23 protein-coding genes are annotated in these 16,829 nt (G+C 66.4%); 7 read left to right on the top strand and 16 right to left on the bottom strand.

Annotated features, from left to right (window positions below; genetic code table 11):
- Window positions 1-134 precede the first annotated feature (134 nt).
- The 4 genes from BLV15_RS01330 to osmE form a co-directional block, all read right to left on the bottom strand.
- On the bottom strand, window positions 135-668 hold the full coding sequence (locus BLV15_RS01330; RefSeq protein ID WP_090223948.1) for a ferritin-like domain-containing protein: 534 nt from the start codon (window positions 666-668) through the stop codon (window positions 135-137).
- A 122-nt stretch (window positions 669-790) separates the two neighbouring features.
- Window positions 791-967: a hypothetical protein gene (locus BLV15_RS22020; RefSeq protein ID WP_175534265.1), complete on the bottom strand. Its 177-nt coding sequence runs from the start codon at window positions 965-967 to the stop codon at window positions 791-793.
- Window positions 968-981: 14 nt separating this feature from the next.
- Window positions 982-1,413 carry a termination factor Rho gene (locus BLV15_RS01325; protein WP_090223946.1) on the bottom strand — a complete coding sequence of 144 codons (432 nt, stop codon included), beginning with the start codon at window positions 1,411-1,413 and terminating at the stop codon, window positions 982-984.
- A 132-nt stretch (window positions 1,414-1,545) separates the two neighbouring features.
- A complete protein-coding gene (gene osmE, locus BLV15_RS01320; RefSeq protein ID WP_090223945.1) occupies window positions 1,546-1,890 on the bottom strand; it encodes an osmotically-inducible lipoprotein OsmE in 345 nt (114 codons plus the stop codon).
- Between the two features lie 175 nt (window positions 1,891-2,065).
- Between osmE and BLV15_RS22600 the strand changes: the two genes are divergently transcribed.
- From BLV15_RS22600 to BLV15_RS01305, 4 genes are all read left to right on the top strand, one after another.
- Window positions 2,066-2,152 carry a small membrane protein YohP gene (locus BLV15_RS22600; protein WP_446677014.1) on the top strand — a complete coding sequence of 29 codons (87 nt, stop codon included), beginning with the start codon at window positions 2,066-2,068 and terminating at the stop codon, window positions 2,150-2,152.
- A 51-nt stretch (window positions 2,153-2,203) separates the two neighbouring features.
- The gene (locus BLV15_RS01315; protein ID WP_090223942.1) at window positions 2,204-3,094 is read left to right on the top strand and encodes an esterase/lipase family protein; all 891 of its coding nucleotides are present in this window, start codon (window positions 2,204-2,206) and stop codon (window positions 3,092-3,094) included.
- Window positions 3,095-3,191: 97 nt separating this feature from the next.
- A complete protein-coding gene (locus BLV15_RS01310; protein ID WP_090223940.1) occupies window positions 3,192-4,049 on the top strand; it encodes a glucose 1-dehydrogenase in 858 nt (285 codons plus the stop codon).
- A gap of 121 nt (window positions 4,050-4,170) precedes the next feature.
- Window positions 4,171-4,380, top strand: a complete 210-nt coding sequence (locus BLV15_RS01305; RefSeq protein ID WP_090223938.1) for a hypothetical protein — start codon at window positions 4,171-4,173, stop codon at window positions 4,378-4,380.
- Window positions 4,381-4,389: 9 nt separating this feature from the next.
- Here BLV15_RS01305 and BLV15_RS01300 read toward each other — a convergent pair whose 3' ends face one another.
- Complete coding sequence (locus BLV15_RS01300; RefSeq protein ID WP_090223936.1) at window positions 4,390-5,655, bottom strand: Hsp70 family protein; 1,266 nt, start codon at window positions 5,653-5,655, stop codon at window positions 4,390-4,392.
- Between the two features lie 98 nt (window positions 5,656-5,753).
- Window positions 5,754-6,701, bottom strand: coding sequence for a lysylphosphatidylglycerol synthase transmembrane domain-containing protein (locus tag BLV15_RS01295; RefSeq protein WP_090225161.1), 948 nt, complete (start codon window positions 6,699-6,701; stop codon window positions 5,754-5,756).
- Between the two features lie 564 nt (window positions 6,702-7,265).
- On the opposite strand from BLV15_RS01295, the gene BLV15_RS01290 reads away from it, so the two are divergent.
- Both BLV15_RS01290 and BLV15_RS01285 read left to right on the top strand, forming a co-directional pair.
- A complete protein-coding gene (locus BLV15_RS01290) occupies window positions 7,266-8,129 on the top strand; it encodes an isocitrate lyase/PEP mutase family protein (RefSeq protein ID WP_090223934.1) in 864 nt (287 codons plus the stop codon).
- A gap of 183 nt (window positions 8,130-8,312) precedes the next feature.
- Window positions 8,313-8,543 carry a hypothetical protein gene (locus tag BLV15_RS01285; protein WP_090223932.1) on the top strand — a complete coding sequence of 77 codons (231 nt, stop codon included), beginning with the start codon at window positions 8,313-8,315 and terminating at the stop codon, window positions 8,541-8,543.
- 3 nt (window positions 8,544-8,546) lie between these two features.
- On the opposite strand, the gene BLV15_RS01280 is transcribed toward BLV15_RS01285, so the two are convergent.
- Window positions 8,547-8,909 carry a COG4315 family predicted lipoprotein gene (locus BLV15_RS01280; RefSeq protein ID WP_090223930.1) on the bottom strand — a complete coding sequence of 121 codons (363 nt, stop codon included), beginning with the start codon at window positions 8,907-8,909 and terminating at the stop codon, window positions 8,547-8,549.
- Between the two features lie 150 nt (window positions 8,910-9,059).
- Between BLV15_RS01280 and BLV15_RS01275 the strand changes: the two genes are divergently transcribed.
- On the top strand, window positions 9,060-9,326 hold the full coding sequence (locus BLV15_RS01275; protein WP_090223929.1) for a DksA/TraR family C4-type zinc finger protein: 267 nt from the start codon (window positions 9,060-9,062) through the stop codon (window positions 9,324-9,326).
- A gap of 13 nt (window positions 9,327-9,339) precedes the next feature.
- On the opposite strand, the gene BLV15_RS01270 is transcribed toward BLV15_RS01275, so the two are convergent.
- The 9 genes from BLV15_RS01270 to urtE all read right to left on the bottom strand — a co-directional run bounded on the left by BLV15_RS01270 (window position 9,340) and on the right by urtE (window position 16,809).
- Window positions 9,340-10,674 (bottom strand): OprD family porin, encoded by a 1,335-nt coding sequence (locus BLV15_RS01270; RefSeq protein WP_090223927.1) that lies wholly within the window; start codon window positions 10,672-10,674, stop codon window positions 9,340-9,342.
- A gap of 398 nt (window positions 10,675-11,072) precedes the next feature.
- Window positions 11,073-11,621 (bottom strand): glutathione peroxidase, encoded by a 549-nt coding sequence (locus BLV15_RS01265; protein ID WP_090223925.1) that lies wholly within the window; start codon window positions 11,619-11,621, stop codon window positions 11,073-11,075.
- Window positions 11,622-11,739: 118 nt separating this feature from the next.
- Entirely contained in the window at window positions 11,740-12,099 is a 360-nt protein-coding gene (locus tag BLV15_RS01260) for a COG4315 family predicted lipoprotein (RefSeq protein ID WP_090223923.1), read from the bottom strand.
- Window positions 12,100-12,240: 141 nt separating this feature from the next.
- Window positions 12,241-13,941, bottom strand: coding sequence for an urease subunit alpha (gene ureC / locus BLV15_RS01255; protein ID WP_090223921.1), 1,701 nt, complete (start codon window positions 13,939-13,941; stop codon window positions 12,241-12,243).
- An 81-nt stretch (window positions 13,942-14,022) separates the two neighbouring features.
- Entirely contained in the window at window positions 14,023-14,328 is a 306-nt protein-coding gene (locus BLV15_RS01250) for an urease subunit beta (protein WP_090223919.1), read from the bottom strand.
- On the bottom strand, window positions 14,325-14,840 hold the full coding sequence (locus BLV15_RS01245; protein ID WP_090223918.1) for a GNAT family N-acetyltransferase: 516 nt from the start codon (window positions 14,838-14,840) through the stop codon (window positions 14,325-14,327). Before BLV15_RS01245 ends, BLV15_RS01250 begins: the two co-directional genes overlap by 4 nt.
- Before the next feature lie 16 nt (window positions 14,841-14,856).
- Window positions 14,857-15,159 carry an urease subunit gamma gene (locus BLV15_RS01240; RefSeq protein ID WP_090223916.1) on the bottom strand — a complete coding sequence of 101 codons (303 nt, stop codon included), beginning with the start codon at window positions 15,157-15,159 and terminating at the stop codon, window positions 14,857-14,859.
- Entirely contained in the window at window positions 15,159-15,998 is an 840-nt protein-coding gene (locus tag BLV15_RS01235; protein WP_090225159.1) for an urease accessory protein UreD, read from the bottom strand. Before BLV15_RS01235 ends, BLV15_RS01240 begins: the two co-directional genes overlap by 1 nt.
- Window positions 15,999-16,110: 112 nt before the next feature.
- Entirely contained in the window at window positions 16,111-16,809 is a 699-nt protein-coding gene (gene urtE / locus BLV15_RS01230; RefSeq protein WP_090223914.1) for an urea ABC transporter ATP-binding subunit UrtE, read from the bottom strand.
- Window positions 16,810-16,829: the final 20 nt, after the last annotated feature.

Here is a 16,829-nt window from a genome sequence, read left to right as displayed (position 1 = left end):
AGGACCGTAGGGTGGATCGCGCTTCACCGATCCACCACGCGCGGTAACGGTGGAAAAAAAACGTCATCCACCCTACATCTGGCAAGGCACCTGGCGGCCTTGGCGGATCGGCAGGCCCGGGCCGCTCGCCCGGATCAGTTCATCCCGTCGAGCAGCCCGGCCAGGTCGTCGGCGTGTTCCTCTTCCTGGGCGAGAATGTCCTCGAAGATGCGCCGGGTGGTCGGGTCCTTGTCGCCCAGGTACTGGACGATTTCCTTGTAGCTGTCGATGGCGATGCGCTCGGCGACGAGGTTCTCGAAGACCATGTCGCGCAGGCCGTTGCCCTCGGTGTATTCGGCGTGGGAGCGCTCGGTCAGGCTGTCGGGGTTGAAATCCGGTTCTCCGCCCAACTGGACGATGCGCTCGGCCAGGCGGTCGGCGTGTTCCTGTTCCTGCCCGGCGTGCTCGAGGAACTCATCGGCGGCGACGCTCGCCCGCAGGCCGGTCGCCATGTAGTAGTGGCGCTTGTAGCGCAGGTAGCAGACCAGCTCGGTGGCCAGCGAATCGTTGAGCAGCTTGAGCACGACGTCTTTGTCGGCGCTGTAGCTCTCGGTCACCGCACCGTTTTCGACGTGCTGGCGCGCGCGTTCGCGCAGGGTGTTCTTGTCACTCAGTTGTACGTAGCTCATCAGGAATCTCCTAGGCGTGGATCACGGCCTGACGCTCCTGCTCTGACGGCAGGATGGCCCAGGCGACCCTGTTGTGAGTGCTCGACGGCGCCAAAGGTTTCGCACCGTCGGGCCGTCTGGCTTCAACGCCAGTTGCGGGGCTGCTCGCGCTCCAGATCGGCTTCGTTTTCCGGCTGCGGCGCCGGTTTCTGCACTACGTCCTGGTGCGCGGGCATCGGCGGCAACGGGTTGTGGGCGTTGTCCGGGGTGACTTTCGGCTGGGTCGGGTCCGGTCTGTCGCGGGGCGAGTCGGGGGTCATGGCAGTCTCCAGGTTCAGCTGAGGGCGCGGATCAACTCCGCCTTGCGCATGCTCGAACGTCCGCGCACATCGCGCTCGCGGGTACGCTTCATCAGTTCGTCGCGGGTCATCTCGGTGAGGGAAGTGCTGCCGCTACGCGATCGCGACTGTGCCGAACCTCGATTGGCCGGGCCACGATTGGCCGGGCCACGACTGGCCGGCTCGCCCTTGCGCGCGGCGGCGGCCCGTTGGGCGGAGTCCTTGCGGTCGGCGCGCTTGGCGGTCTCGCTCTTGCCCTGGCCAGAGCCGCCTTTTTTCTCGCCACCGCCGGACTGCTTGTTCACCGTGGCCCAGGCTCGCGCCTCGGCTTCATCGCTGGACAGGCCGCGTTGCTCGTAGCTCTGCTCGATGTGCTCGGCCTTGCGCTTCTGCTTTTCGCTGTAGTCGGATTTATCGCCACGGGGCATGACGGCTCTCCTGATTTCACGGGTGCTCAGGAAATTCGACTGGTGCCAGGGGCGAAGTTTCGGATCGCTGGACGGACGGCAGGACGCGGTCCGGGAGGGGAAGCCGCCATCGGAGGATGGCGGCGGCCAGGCTTACAGCTTGTTCTTGGTGCGCTCGTTGGTTTCCATTTCCTTGCAGGTCAGGAAGCCCTTATCCTGGACGCGGTCGTTGGCGTCGAAAGCGACGTAGTAGGGCTGTTCCTTGCCGTCGTGGTTGAGCACATAGTTGTTGCAGCTGCCCGGATACACGGTGCGGCCCATTTCGCTGGACGCCGGGCCGCCGAGGGCGAGGGCCTGCTCCTTGGTCATGCCGATCTTGACCTGCTCGACCAGCGGCTCGTGCCGGTAGGTGACGTAATCGACCGGGTTTTCCGGGTTGGTGGCGCAGCCGCCGAGGGTGGCAAGGAGGGCGGCGAAGGCGAGGCTCTGCTTGATCATGCGGATTATTCCTGTGCGGATGATGTGTGTCTGACAGAGCTTGGAGCGATGACCCTCGCCGGTAGTTCGCCGCTTGGTTTGATCCGCACCCGCGCAGCGCCTCTGCCGCATTCGGGCGAACCTACGCGCGGCGGCCGGGGTCACAACAGTGAACCCCAGAAAAGGAATCCTGCTCATGTTGAAGTTTCTTGGTAGTACAGTCGGCATCATCTTTCTGATCGGCCTGATCGTGGTCATCGCCTTCTTCAAGCTGTTGTTCTGATCCTTCGCGGCAGCGTCGACCGGCGTCGCCGCTGCCGACAGGAGTCCGCATATGCCGCCTGACGCGCACACCCGCTATCCCCTCGTTCTCGTGCATGGCCTGCTCGGCTTCGTTCGCCTGGCCGGGCGTCCTTACTGGTACGGCATCGATTCCGCGCTGCGCGAGCAGGGCGCGCAGGTGTTCACCCCCAAGGTGTCGTCGCTCAACGGCAATGAGGTGCGTGGCGAGCAGTTGCTCGAACGCATTGGCGAGATCCTCGCCACCACCGGCGCGCAGAAGGTCAACCTGATCGGCCACAGCCAGGGCGCGCTGACGGTGCGCTACGCGGCGGCGCTCAGGCCGCAGTGGGTCGCCTCGGTGACCAGTGTCGGCGGGCCGAACCAGGGCTCGGAGCTGGCCGACTATCTGGTGCAGAAACTGCCGCACAACGGTCGTCGGGAGAAGTTCGCGGCGCGCGCGGCGCATGGCGTGGCGCGGATGCTGGAACTGTTCGAGAGCCACGAGTACAGCCTGCATCTGCCGCTCGACGGGATCGCCTCGCACCGCGCGCTCACCTGCGCCGGCATGCAGTCGTTCAACCAGCGCTTTCCCCAGGGCGTGCCCACGGTGTGGGGCGGCGAGGGCGACTACGAAGTGGACGGCGTGCGCTACTACTCCTGGGCTGGCACGCTGCAGCCGGGCGTCACCGACCGCGGCCGCAACCGTCTCGATCCGAGCCAGGCGATGTGCCGGACGCTGTCGCGCACCTTCGTCCGCGAGGCCGGGCAGAACGACGGATTCGTCGGACGTTTCAGCGCCCACCTGGGCCAGGTGATCCGCTCGGATTACCCGCTGGACCACCTCGACCTGATCAACCAGTTCTCCGGCCGCGTGCCGGACGGCGTGGACCCTGTCGGGCTGTATCTCGAGCATGCGGCGCGTCTGCGCGAAGCCGGCTGCTGACGGCCCGCGCTCTGCTACCGCCCGCCGGTTTGGCTGAACTGCGGCAAAAACGCTCCTGTCGTTACTGGGTGTATTCCCAATCCGACAGGAGCTTTCCATGACCGATTATCCGACTCCGCCCTTCGCCAGCCAGCCGCAGCAGAACCCCGGCAGCCAGGGGCGCATGAACCCGCTGCCGGACTGTGGTGAGGACAGCTATCAGGGTTCCGGCCGGCTGATGGGCAAGACGGCGCTGATCACCGGCGCCGACAGCGGCATTGGCCGCGCGGTGGCGATCGCCTTCGCCCGCGAGGGGGCCAACGTCGCCATCGCCTATCTGGATGAGCACGAGGACGCCAATGACACCGCGCGGCTGGTCGAGCAGGCGGGGCGCAAGGCGCTGCTGCTGCCGGGCGACCTCGCCGACCGCGAGCTGTGCCTGCACCTGGTGGAAAAGACGGTCGCCGAGTTCGGCAAGATCGACGTGCTGGTGAACAATGCCGCGTTCCAGATGAGCCGCGCGTCGCTCGACGAGATTCCCGACGAAGAATGGGTGCACACCTTCGACGTAAACATCACGGCGATGTTTCGCATCGTCAAGGCAGCGGTGCCGCACATGCCCAAGGGCGGTTCGATCATCAACACCACGTCGGTCAACTCGGACATGCCCAAGCCGACGCTGCTGGCCTATGCCGCGACCAAGGGCGCCATCGCCAACTTCACCGCGGGCCTCGCCCAACTGCTCGCCGAGAAGGGCATCCGCGCCAACAGCGTCGCGCCCGGCCCGGTCTGGACGCCGCTGATCGTCTCGACCATGCCCGAGGACGATGTGAAGAGCTTCGGCAGCGAAACCCCGATGGGGCGTCCGGGACAACCGGTGGAAGTGGCGCCGGCCTTCGTCATGCTCGCCTCCGACGAGTCCAGCTACATTTCCGGCACCCGAATCGGTGTCACCGGCGGCAAGCCGATCCTCTGAACCCCGCGCCGCGCGCCGTCCTTCCTCCAGGATGGGCGCGGTGCCACTACCGCTCGGCGGAGATCCCGAACATTCCCCGGCGCGCAGGGATCAACCCTGTGTAGACCCGGAGGATTGCGCCATGAGCGAGCACTACGAGATCCACTACACCCTGCAGGGCGAGCCGCACACCGATGTCATCGAGAACCTCGACATCCCGATCATCGACGCGGTGAAGGAGCTCGCACGCAAGAACAACCTGGCGGTGAACGACGATCTGGTCCTCGAGGAACTGGTGGAGCTGGCGCCGGTGGTGGGCATCAGCGACGTCAGCATCCAGCCGCTGGACTGAGCTGGCCGGTCAGCCGTAGCGCTTCTTCGCCTCGATCGCGAGGCCGCTGCCGATGCTGCCGAAGGTGTTGCCCTCGACGTGACGGGCGTTCGGCAACAGCGCCGCCACGCTGCGACGCAACGCCGGGATGCCGCTCGAACCCCCGGTGAAGAACACCGTGTCGACCTGCTCCACACCGACTTGCGCGCGGCCCAGCAGCTCGCCGACGCTGCCGCGCACGCGCTCGAGCAACGGATCGATGGCCTGCTCGAACAGCGGCCGGTCGAAGTCCGCCGCCAGATTCTCCTCGATCCGCCCGAGGTCGATGCGGTGCTCCAGGGCATCGGTCAGGGCGATCTTGCTTTCCTCTACCTGCATCGCCAGCCAGTGGCCGGCGCGCAACGAAATCAGGCGCATCAGGCGATCGATGCCGGTCGGGTCGGCGACGTCGTAGCGCATGCTCTGCAAGGCCAGCTGCGACTTCTGCGCGTACACCGCGTTGATCGTGTGCCAGGTCGCCAGGTTGAGGTGCACGCTGGTGGGCATCGGCGCGTCGCTCTTCATCCGGCTGCCGTAGCCGAACAGCGGCATCACCCCGCGCAGGCTCAGCTGCTTGTCGAAGTCGGTCCCGCCGATGTGCACGCCGCCGGTGGCCAGGATGTCGCTCTGCCGGTCGGCGACCTGGCGGCGCTCGGGCGACAGTCGCACCAGCGAAAAGTCCGAGGTACCGCCGCCGATGTCGACGATCAGCACCAGCTCCTCGCGCTCGATGGCGGATTCGTAGTCGAAGGCCGCGGCGATCGGTTCGTACTGGAAGGACACGTCGTTGAAACCCAGGGTGTGCGCCACCCGCACCAGGGTGTCCTCGGCTTCCTTGTCGGCCTGGGGGTCGTCATCGACGAAGTACACCGGGCGGCCCAGCACCACCTGCTCGAATTCGCGCCCGGCATGGGCTTCGGCGCGTTGCTTGAGCTGGCCGAGGAACAGCCCGAGGATCGACTCGAAGGGCAGTGCGCTGCCGAGCACGGCGGTTTCGCTCTTCAGCAGCTTGGAGCCCAGCAGGCTCTTCAGCGAGCGCATCAGGCGGCCTTCGTAGCCTTCGAGGTATTCGTGCAGGGCCAGGCGGCCGAACACCGGGCGGCGCTCCTCGAAATTGAAGAAGACCACCGACGGCAGGGTGATCTTGCCGTCCTCCAGGGCGATCAGCGACTCCTCGCCGGGGCGCAGCCAGCCGACGGTGGAGTTGGAGGTGCCGAAGTCGATGCCACAGGCACGGGCCGGAGTTGAGAAGGTCATGGGCGCGCTCACCGGGAAAAAACGGCCGCGCAGTGTATGCGAGAGCGGCGCCGAATGCTTCCCCCGGTTATCGCCCGGAGGGATTCGGGCTCATGCCGTCAGGGCGCGGCGTCGGCCTGGCGTTTCTGCCGCCATTGCGACCACTCGAAACCCAGCACGATGAACAGCGAGAGGGCGAACGGCAGCAGCAGGTAGAGGCCGCGGAAAACGATCAGCGCGGCCAGCACGTCGGCCTTTGGCAGCTCAGGCATCGCCGCCAGGAAGGTCACTTCGAGCACGCCCAGTCCGCCCGGCGCATGCGAGAGCAGCGCCAGCGAGAAGGACGCGAGGAACACTCCTAGCACCACCAGATAACCGGGATTGTTGGCTTCCGGCAGGGCGAAATAAATGATCGCCGCCGCGCACGCCAGCTCCAGCGGACCGGCCAGCAACTGGCGGAAGACGATGCCCAATCGGGGGTATTCCAGGCGCAGCTTGCCGTAGGTCCACGGCTTGAACTGGCGCCAGGAACCGAGCACGTAGAGCGCCACCAGCGCCAGCAGGAACAGGCCGATGACCACCGACAGCCAGGGAGTGACGTCGGTGACGCGGTCGATCAGTTGCGGCCGGGCGATCAGCACGCAGCCGCCGGCGAGAATCGCCCCGAGGATGAAGGTGAACGAGCAGAAGACGATCAGGATGCCGATTTCCTGGGCCGAGAGGTTCTTGCTGCGGTAGGCCCGATAGCGCACCAGGGCGCCGGAAAACACCGAGGCGCCGATGTTGTGCGCCAGGGCGTAGGTGGTGAACGAGCAGAGCGTGATGAACCACCAGGAAATGTGCTTGCCCAGGTGGGCGACGGCGATGCGGTCGTACCAGGCCAGCGCGCAGTAGGCGCCGAGGGTTGCCGCGGCGGCCATCGCCCAGTTGTGCCCGGAAATCGCCTTGAGGCTCTCGGCGATCTCGTCCAGCGAGATGTTGCGCACTTCGTGGTAGAGCAGATAGCAGGACAGCACGACGGCGCCGAGGCCGACGAGGGTCCAGATCAGATCGCTCTTCTTTTTCATCATTATTGTTTTCCAGATCCCGATGCTGGGCGCAGGGCGGGTTCGTGCAGGCGCCACGCTCGGGCCGCCGGCGAGTATGCCTGGCTGTCGGCCTCGACGGTATGGCTGACCTGGACGACGCTGCGGTCGGATACAGGCGCTTCGGTGGGGGCGGCGGCGTACGCTTTAGTCATCTGCTCGGTAGGCTTTGGTCGGGTTCCGATGATCGCCGGTTGGGCGGAAAGCCGCCAGCGGCGACCCCGTCCTCTATGTGACAAAGTATTCGTCGTATCACTCCCTGAGCGGTACGGCGCGCCGCGGGCAGGGCGGCGGGACCGCCTGTCGGGCGGCCGGCATCATAACGGCTGGTGCGAAGCTGGCAAACTGACCTGGGTCGTCTGCCACGCTCGCCACTGCGACCGAATGACACGGTAAGATTCATGCATGCAAATTGCCTGAACCGCGCGTTGGCCGCGCTCAATCGGTCCTGCGCCCCTGCGGGATTCCCCCGTGCGACGTGCAGCAAACCCGCTTTTGTTAAAGTGGCGCCGATTGATAACTAGATCCCGAACTGGCCTTGAACCCATGCAAAGAACCTCTCACCACGATTTACGCGCGGCGTTCCGCGCGCTGCTGGAATCGGATTCCTGCTACAGCACGGCGTCCACCTTCGACCCCATGTCGGCGCGCATCGCCGCCGACCTCGGCTTCGAGGTTGGCATCCTTGGCGGCTCGGTGGCCTCGCTGCAGGTGCTGGCGGCACCGGACTTCGCCCTGATAACCCTCAGCGAGTTCGTCGAGCAGGCGGTGCGCATCGGTCGGGTCGCCCGTCTGCCGGTGATAGCCGATGCCGACCACGGCTACGGCAACGCGCTCAACGTGATGCGCACGGTGACCGAGCTGGAGCGCGCCGGAATCGCCGCGCTGACCCTCGAAGATACCCTCCTGCCCGCGCAGTTCGGGCACAAGTCCACCGACCTGATCTCGGTGCAGGAGGGCGTCGGCAAGATTCGCGCGGCCCTCGAGGCGCGCATCGATCCGGCGCTGAGCATCATTGCCCGGACCAACGCCGGCGTGCTCGACACCGAAGAACTGATCGTCCGCGTGCAGGCCTACCAGGCGGCCGGCGCGGACGGCATCTGCATGGTCGGGATTCGCGACTTCGAGCACCTGCAGCAGGTTTCCGAGCACCTCAGCGTGCCGCTGATGCTGGTCACCTACGACAACCCCGAGCTGCGCGACCGCAAGCGCCTGGCCGAACTGGGCGTGCGCATCGTGGTCAACGGCCACGCGGCCTACTTCGCCGCGATCAAGGCGACCTACGACTGCCTGCGCGAGCAGCGCCAGATCGACGCCAGCGACCTCTCGGCCTCGGCCCTGTCGAACAAGTACACGCATCCGGACGAGTACCGCATCTGGGCTCGCGAATACATGGACGTCAAGGAGTAGGCCGACGCTTTTCCGCGCACGGCCCTGGCGGAAGCACGCCACGCCTCTGGCGGATAACCGCCAGTGCGGGCCGGGTTCGAGGGAATTGCCTGGGCGAGACGCACGATTGGGCGTGGCCGGGTTCCGATGTTCGCAGGTGGCGCCCTTCGCGCCGCGACAGGCACTTCGGTGCCGGAGGTTCACATGTCCAACCCGCGAACGACGCCTCACGAACGCGACGGCAATCGCGACACCGGCAATGCGGCCCAGCCCTCGCAGTCGCAGGAACAGTCCAACGGCAACGTCAGCCCCGCGCCGCACACGGAGGAGAGGTCCGGCAACGTGGCGCAGAAGCGGCCCTACGTCAGCGGTAACCGGGCGACCGGCCTGGACGCCATGGCCAACGACCCCAACAGGTCCGGCAAGCGCCACTGAGCGTCAGGGTTTGGCCATGTGCCAGACCCCGCCCTTGCCCTCGCCATTCATGTCGCCCGGTGCATTGTCCTGCATGAAGGTGTACAGCGGCCGGCCCTTGTAGGCCCACTGCATGGTCTCGTCGCTGCGCTCGATCGCCGTCCAGTCGCCGCCCGCTTCCGCCTCCATGTCCGCCTGCAGGGGCGGCCAGTTTTCCGCGCACTTGTCGACGCAGACGGATTTCCCGTGGGAATCCTTGTCGTAGGTGTAGAGGGTCATGCCGCTGTCATCGACCAGCATGCCGTCCTTTATCGCGGCGGGCGCATCCGCCAGGAGGGCGCCGGAAAACGTCAGGGCCGTAGCGGCGAGAAGGTACTTCAGGTTCATGCGCGCGTTCCTTTTCCAGTTCCAGGGAATCAGCAGGCCTGCGACATTCTGGCAGGCGACCTGTGCAGCGTAGATAGATTTTCGGCCGATGCCACGGCGCCGCGAAAGGCGCTGGGCGCATCGTCCGGCAACCCGTAGCGGGAGGTGAGCATGGCCAGCGGTTGGGCGAACGACGGAGCGGTGCAGGAACAGATCGACAGCACCATCGAGGATGCCGTGCAGCGTGCACGCAGCCAGTTGGCGAAGGGCGAGAGCCTGAGCCACTGCGAGGAGTGCGACGCCAAGATTCCCGAGGCGCGTCGCGCCGCGGTGCCGGGCGTGCGCCTGTGTGTGGTCTGCCAGGCGGCGCACGACAAGGAGCAGGCCGCCCACAGCGGCTACAACCGCCGGGGCAGCAAGGACAGCCAGTTGCGTTGAGCGCGGCGGGCGCTTAAAGCAGCGTCAGGGTGTAGCTGACGATGAAGCGGTTCTCGTCCTGGTCGTTGGCGGTGGTGTTGCCGCGCAGCGAGGCGTTGCGCCAGGAGAAGCCGAGGCCCTTGAGGGCGCCGCTCTGCAGGGTGTAGTCCAGACGCACATCGCGCTCCCATTCCTGGCGATCGCCGCCCACGGCGTCGATGTTGTCGCCCGACAGGTAGGTGATGAACGCCTTCAACCCCGGCGCGCCGAGCTTGGCGAAGTCATAGCTGTACTCCGCCAGCCAGGTGCGCTCGCCGGCGGAGAGGAACTTGCCGATCTGCCGGTCGGTGATCAGGTAGGCGGTGGAACCGTCGCCCTGGTTGAGAAACGGGAAGGCGCTGTCGCCCGAGATCTGCTGGTAGCCGCCGCTCAGCGCATGGCCGCCCAGGGTGTAGGTGAGGAAGGCGCTCCAGGTGTCGTTGTCCACCTCGGTGCCGCTCACCGTGTTGGCGGCAGTGATTTCGCCCTGGCCGCGATAGCCTTCGGCACGCCCGGCGACGCTGCCGTTCTTGCCGTCGGAATCGCTGTGGAAGTAGCGCAGGTCGGTCTTCAGCGCGCCCGGGCCGATGGCCCAGCTGTGGGTCAGGCCGAGGAAGTGCTGTTTGTAGAAGTCTTCCAGGTTGCCGTAGTAGTACTGCAGCAGCAGGTCCTTGGAGACCTTGTAGTCGGCGCCGGCGTAGCGGAACTGGTTGGAGTCCGCCTGCACGCCACCGACCGAGGCGGCACCGGCGATGCGCAGGCCGACGTCGTTGGAGGAGGCGCGGGTCTTGGTGTGTTCCAGCTGGCCGGCGATCAGCGTCAGGTTGTCGATCTCGGCCGAGGTCACCTGGCCGCCGTCGAACAGCTGCGGCAGCAGGCGACCGTCGTTGAAGTTCACCACCGGCAGTTTCGGTTGCAGGGTGCCGATGCGCGCTTCGGTCTTGGAGACGCGCAGCTTGGCGGTCACCCCGGCCTTGCTGAAGTCGTCCACGGCCTTGCCATTGCTCTCCAGCGGGAACAGCTGGCCGGGACGGCGGCTGTCGCCGTTCTGGCTGTTGCCGCCCGAATCCAGCTTCACGCCGAGCAGGCCGACCACGTCCAGACCGAAGCCGACGGTGCCTTCGGTGAAGCCCGAGGCGTAGTTGAAGATGAAGCCCTGCCCCCATTCGTTGGCTTCGGCCCGGTTGTCCGCGGTGTTCTTGGTGTTCAGGTCGTAATAGAAATTGCGCAGGCCAAGGCTGGCCTTGCTGTCCTCGATGAAGCCGGCGGCCGTGGCGTGCTGGGCCAGCAGGCCGAGGGCTATGGCTGCGCTGAGGGATTGGATCTTCATGGGTGCGCTCCGTTGCGATGTCGTGGGTGTGGGCTCGGGGCGCTAGGAGGAGGCGGTGCCTGCATCGTCACCGCTCGCCTCGCGTCCGGCTCTGTGGCGGATCGTTCGGTCTACGAGTTCCGGATGATGCAGGGTGCCGATTCGCACTCGCCTGGGTAGACGGCTATGACGGCTATATAGCGAATTTCCGATGCGCCCGGTTGAGCGTCACGGACAGAGCAAGAACGCTTCCAGCTTTCCTTTTTCCATTCAAGCCTATGATTTTATGGGTTAAATTTATTTGTATTAATGCAGGAAAAGACCGCCTTGATTGTCGTTGATCCGACAATTAGGTGTTTACTGTGTGGTTGTGTATATAGAAATGGCGGCGAGCGAGGCTGGCTCGCCCGCCGCGCCGATCAGGCGGATTTCGCCAGTTCCGCGTCCACGGCTTCGACCAGGCGCGGGTCGTCCGCGGTGACGTCGGGTGCGAAGCGAGCGGCGACGCGGCCGTTGCGACCGATGAGGAATTTCTCGAAGTTCCACTGCACCTCCGGCACCGGATTGGCCTGGATGCCGTAGCCCTTGAGTTTTTCCCGCATCGGGCCTTCGCCGGTGGCGTCCGGCAGCGCGCGGGTGAGGGCCTGGTACAGCGGGTGCTGGCCATCGCCGACCACGGAAATCTTGGCGAACAGCGGGAATTTCACGTCGTAGGTCAGGCTGCAGAATGCCTTGATCTCTTCTTCGCTGCCCGGCTCCTGTCCGAGGAAGTCATTGGCCGGGAAACCGAGCACTTCGAGGCCGGCGGCATGCTTGCTCTCGTAGAGCTTCTCCAGGCCTTCGTACTGCGGCGTCAGCCCGCACTTGGAGGCGACGTTGACCACCAGCAGCACCTTGCCCTTGTACGGTTCTAGGGTCTGCGTGGTGCCATCGATGGAGGTGACGGGAATTTCGTAGAGGTTGCTCATGGGGGCGGCTCGCTTCGTGAGGTTCGGCCCGTCTGGCGCAGACGCTCCGGGTGGTGATCGCCAGGCGGGGGCGGAAGGGTGCGCCGGGCTGCGAAAAGTGCCCGGCGCGGTGTGGACGTCAGGGTTTGGCCATGTGCCAGACTCCGCCCTTGCCATCGCCGTTCATCTCGCCCGGCTTGTCCTTGGCGAAGGTGTACAGCGGCTTGTCGGCGTAGGCCCACTGCAGGGTGCCGTCCTCGCGCTTGGCCAAGGTCCACTGGCCATCGGGCTTGGCGTCGGCATCGGCCATCAGCGGCGGCCAGTTTTCCGCGCAGGGTCCGCTGCATTTGGAGATGTCCTTGGTGTCCTTGTCGTAGGTGTAGAGGGTCATGCCTTTGGCATCGACCAGCATGCCGCCCTTCTCCATCGCGGGTGGCGCGGCGAAGGTGACGCCGGAAAAGGCCAGGGCGGTGGCGGCGAGAGCGTATTTGAGGGTCATTGTTTTTCTCCGTCCGTTCGTGGGGTCCAGGAAACAACCTGCACAGATACAGAACCCGACGGGCCGCAAGCGTTCGGCTGGCGAGCGATTGCGCGGCGGCGCCGGACCACGACCGACATGGGGCGGTCGTGGTCGCGGGCCTCAGAACAGGAAGTAGCGCTGCGCCATCGGCAGCACCTCGGCCGGCTCGCACCAGAGCAGCTGGCCGTCGGCCTTGACCTGGTAGTTCTGCGGGTCGACCTCGATGCTCGGCGCGTAGTCGTTGTGGATCAGGTCCTTCTTCTGCACCGTGCGGCAGCCCTTGACCACGCCGATCTTCTTCTGCAGGCCGAGTTGCTGCGGTACGCCGGCGTCCGCAGCGGCCTGGCTGATGAAGGTCAGGCTGCTGGCGTGCAGCGAGCCGCCATAGCTGCCGAACATCGGCCGGTAGTGCACCGGTTGCGGGGTCGGGATCGAGGCGTTGGCGTCGCCCATCAGGCTGGCCGCGATGACCCCGCCCTTGAGGATCAGCGTCGGCTTGACGCCGAAGAATGCCGGGCGCCAGAGGATCAGGTCGGCCCATTTGCCGACCTCGATGGAGCCGACCTCGTGGCTGATGCCGTGGGTGATCGCCGGGTTGATGGTGTACTTGGCGATGTAGCGCTTGACCCGGAAGTTGTCGTTGCCGGCGCCGTCCTCGGGCAGTGCGCCGCGCTGCTTCTTCATCTTGTCCGCGGTCTGCCAGGTGCGCGTGATCACCTCGCCGACGCGGCCCATGGCCTGGCTGTCGGAGCTGATCATGCTGAAGGCGCCGAGGTCGTGGAGGATGTCCTCGGCGGCGATGGTCTCGCGACGGATGCGGCTTTCGGCGAAGGCGACGTCCTCGGCGATGCTCGGGTCAAGGTGATGGCAGACCATCAGCATGTCCAGGTGCTCGTCGATGGTGTTGCGGGTGAACGGCCGGGTCGGGTTGGTCGAGCTGGGCAGCACGTTGGGGAAGCCGCAGGCCTTGATGATGTCCGGCGCGTGGCCGCCGCCGGCACCCTCGGTGTGATAGGTGTGGATGGTGCGGCCCTTGAACGCGCCCAGGGTCGTTTCGACGAAGCCGGACTCGTTCAGCGTGTCGGTGTGGATCGCCACCTGCACGTCGTATTGGTCGGCGACCGACAGGCAGTTGTCGATGGCTGCCGGCGTGGTGCCCCAGTCCTCGTGCAGCTTGAGGCCGATGGCGCCGGCCTTGACCTGCTCGATCAGCGGCTCGGGCAGCGAGACGTTGCCCTTGCCGGTGAAGCCGATGTTCATCGGGAAGGCGTCGGCGGCCTGGAGCATCCGCGCCATGTGCCACGGGCCGGGGGTCACGGTGGTGGCGTAGGTGCCGGTGGCCGGCCCGGTGCCTCCGCCGATCATGGTGGTGGTGCCGCTCATCAATGCTTCTTCGATCTGCTGCGGGCAGATGAAGTGGATGTGGCTGTCGATGCCGCCGGCAGTGAGGATCATGCCCTCGCCGGCGATGACCTCGGTGGCGCCGCCGATGGCGATGCTCACGTCGGGCTGGATGTCCGGGTTGCCGGCCTTGCCGATAGCGGCAATGCGGCCGTCCTTGAGGCCGACGTCGGCCTTGACGATGCCCCAGTGGTCGATGATCAGCGCGTTGGTGATCACCGTGTCGACCACGTCGGCGGCGCACAGCTGGCTCTGGCCCATGCCGTCGCGGATCACCTTGCCGCCGCCGAACTTCACTTCGTCGCCGTAGGTGGTGAAGTCCTTCTCCACTTCGATCCACAGGTCGGTGTCGGCCAGGCGCACCTTGTCGCCGACGGTGGGGCCGAACATGTCGGCGTAGGCTTGGCGGGAAATCTTCATGAGCAGGTGTCCTGTAGGGTGCGCCGTGCGCACCGCGATTGGCTCTGGTGCGCACGGCGCACCCTACGAATCCTTGGCGGCTTACAGATCGCCCATCACCCGTCCGGCGAAGCCGAACACGCGGCGCTGGCCGGCCAGTTCGACCAGTTCGACCTCGCGGCTCTGCCCCGGCTCGAAGCGCACCGCGGTGCCGGCCGGGATGTTCAGGCGCATGCCGCGGCTGGCCGCGCGGTCGAAGGTCAGCGCGTCGTTGGTCTCGAAGAAATGGAAGTGGGAGCCGACCTGGATCGGCCGGTCGCCGCTGTTGGCGACGTTCAGGCTGAGGGTGCGGCGGCCGGCGTTGATTTCGATCTCGCCGGGCTGGATCTGGTATTCGCCTGGGATCATCGGGGCTGCTCCGTAGCGGGGGAAAGGAGGAGTTGCATGAAGGTGAGGTCGAGCCAGCGGCCGAACTTCTGTCCGACCTGCGGCATCTGCCCGGTGGTGACGAAGCCCAGGCGCTCGTGCAGGCGGATCGAGGCGGCGTTGCCGCTCTCGATGGCGGCGACCATTACGTGCAGCCCGGATTCGCGCGCGCGCTCGATCAGCGCCTGCATCAGCTTCGGCCCCAGGCCCTGGCCGCGCTGGTCGCTGCGCACGTAGACCGAGTGTTCGACGGTCTGGCGAAAGCCGTCGAAGGCGCGCCAGGTGCCGTAGCTGGAATAGCCGAGGACGCCGCCTTCGTCGTTCACCGCGACCAGCACCGGGAAACCCAGGGCGGTGCGGTCGGCCAGCCAGGCGCGGCGGTTGTCGAGATCGACCGCGTAGTTGTTCCAGATCGCCGTGGTGTTGGCCACGGCGTCGTTGTAGATGTCGCGGATGCCGCGCAGGTCGGCATCGAGGGCGTCGCGGATGATCACGGCGGTCGTCCTTCGATCAGGCGATGGGTTGGTGCACGGTCACCAGTTTGGTGCCGTCGGGGAAGGTCGCTTCCACCTGGATTTCCGGAATCATTTCCGGCACGCCTTCCATCACCTGGTCTCGGCTGAGCAGGGTGGTGCCGAAGTGCATCAGCTCGGCGACGCTGCGGCCGTCGCGCGCGCCCTCGAGCAGGGCGGCGGAAATCAGCGCCATGGCTTCCGGGTAATTGAGCTTCAGGCCACGGGCCAGGCGGCGTTCGGCCACCAGCCCGGCGGTGAAGATCAGCAGCTTGTCTTTGTCGCGCGGTGAAAGGTCCATCAGGTGCTCCAGATTCGAGGGGGAACGGCCGTGCGGCCGAGCAGCGCCGGACGCAGCAGGCGCCAGAGGTCGATCAGCCAGGCGCGGGCGTGCAGCGCTTCGTGGGCCAGGCAGCGTGCAACGATCAGGCCGGGCAGTTGGGTGAGGTCGCCGCGCACGCGCGAAGGCAGGTCGCGGCAGCGTTCGAGCAATTCGGCGTCGATCTCGCCGGTGACGATCAGGGTGGCGAACACCGGGTGGCCGTCGAGGCCGACCGGCGAATCGAGCAGGCCGTCGCCGCCGGTCACGCGCTGGCGTTCATGCCAGAGCGGCTGGCCATCGCGCAGAATGTCCAGGCGCGCCTGGAAGTGGCCCTCGGCGAAGCGTTCGTCGGCGGCCGGGCGGCCGAGGGCGACCATGTCCCAGTAGAACAGCCGCGCGTCGCCAGCCAGCTCGATGCGCGTGCTCAGTTCGGCGCGGGCGCCGGAGTAGACGATGGTCTCCTGCGGCAACCACTCCAGGGTCGCGCCGGCTTCCACCCGCAACTGCAGCTCCTGGTAGGCGGCGCCGGCCGCGCGGTACCACTTGGCGGCGCCGGGGCTGGTCAACTGCGCCCAGGCGCCCTCGCCGATGCAGGCGCGGATGTCCAGGCGATCACCGCCGGCGATACCCCCCGGCGGGTGGACGATGATGTGCTGGCAGACTTCCGGGCCTTCGGCATACAGGTGCTTCTGCACCCGCAGCGGGCCGGCGTGGCGGCGCATCACCGGGCGCGTGGCGTCGCCGGCGCGGGCATAGCCCAGCTCCAGCTCGGCGTGCCAGCTGGGGGTGAAGAGGGCGGGGGTGATCGTTGCGTTCATGCGCTTCTTGGTACGTTGGTGGTCTGTCGCGGCGGGCTGAAAGTCCTGGGCCAGAGCGCTGGCCCGTTTCATTGCCGGCGCCTGGCGAAGCACGACAAACCTACGGGAAAACTCAGATGGCGACCAGCCCGCGCACGCCATCGGCCTCCATGGTTTCGCCGCGGCCCTGCTGGACGATCTCGCCGCGCGACATCACCAGGTACTGGTCGGCCAGCTCGGCGGCGAAGTCGTAGAACTGCTCCACCAGCAGGATCGCCATGTCGCCGCGCGCGGCGAGTTTCCTGATGACCACGCCGATCTCCTTGATCACCGAGGGTTGGATGCCTTCAGTCGGTTCGTCGAGGATCAGCAGGCTCGGCTTGCTGGCGAGCGCGCGGCCGATGGCCAGTTGTTGCTGCTGGCCGCCGGACAGGTCGCCGCCGCGGCGGGCCTTCATTTCCTCCAGCACCGGGAACAGCTCGTAGATGAACGGCGGCACGCGCTTCGCCTCGCTGCCGGGAAACCGCGACAGGCCCATCAGCAGGTTCTCCTCGACCGTCAGGCGCGGGAATATCTCGCGTCCCTGCGGCACGTAGGCGATGCCGGCGTTGACCCGCTGGTGCGTCTTGAAGCCGGTGATCGGCTTGCCGTTCCAGTTCACCACGCCCTGCCGGGACGGGATCAGGCCCATCAGGCATTTCAGCAGGGTGGTCTTGCCGACCCCGTTGCGCCCCAGCAGGCAGGTGACCTCGCCGATCTTCGCCTCGAAGCTCAGCCCGCGCAGGATGTGGCTGCCGCCGTAGTACTGGTGGAGTTGGTCGACTTGCAGCATGTGGATGTCCTTGAAAAGGA

The organism is Pseudomonas kuykendallii (assembly GCF_900106975.1).
GTDB lineage: Bacteria > Pseudomonadota > Gammaproteobacteria > Pseudomonadales > Pseudomonadaceae > Pseudomonas_O > Pseudomonas_O kuykendallii.
Note: the sequence above shows the minus strand (reverse complement) of the source record. Positions and strands in the feature narration are given on the sequence as shown.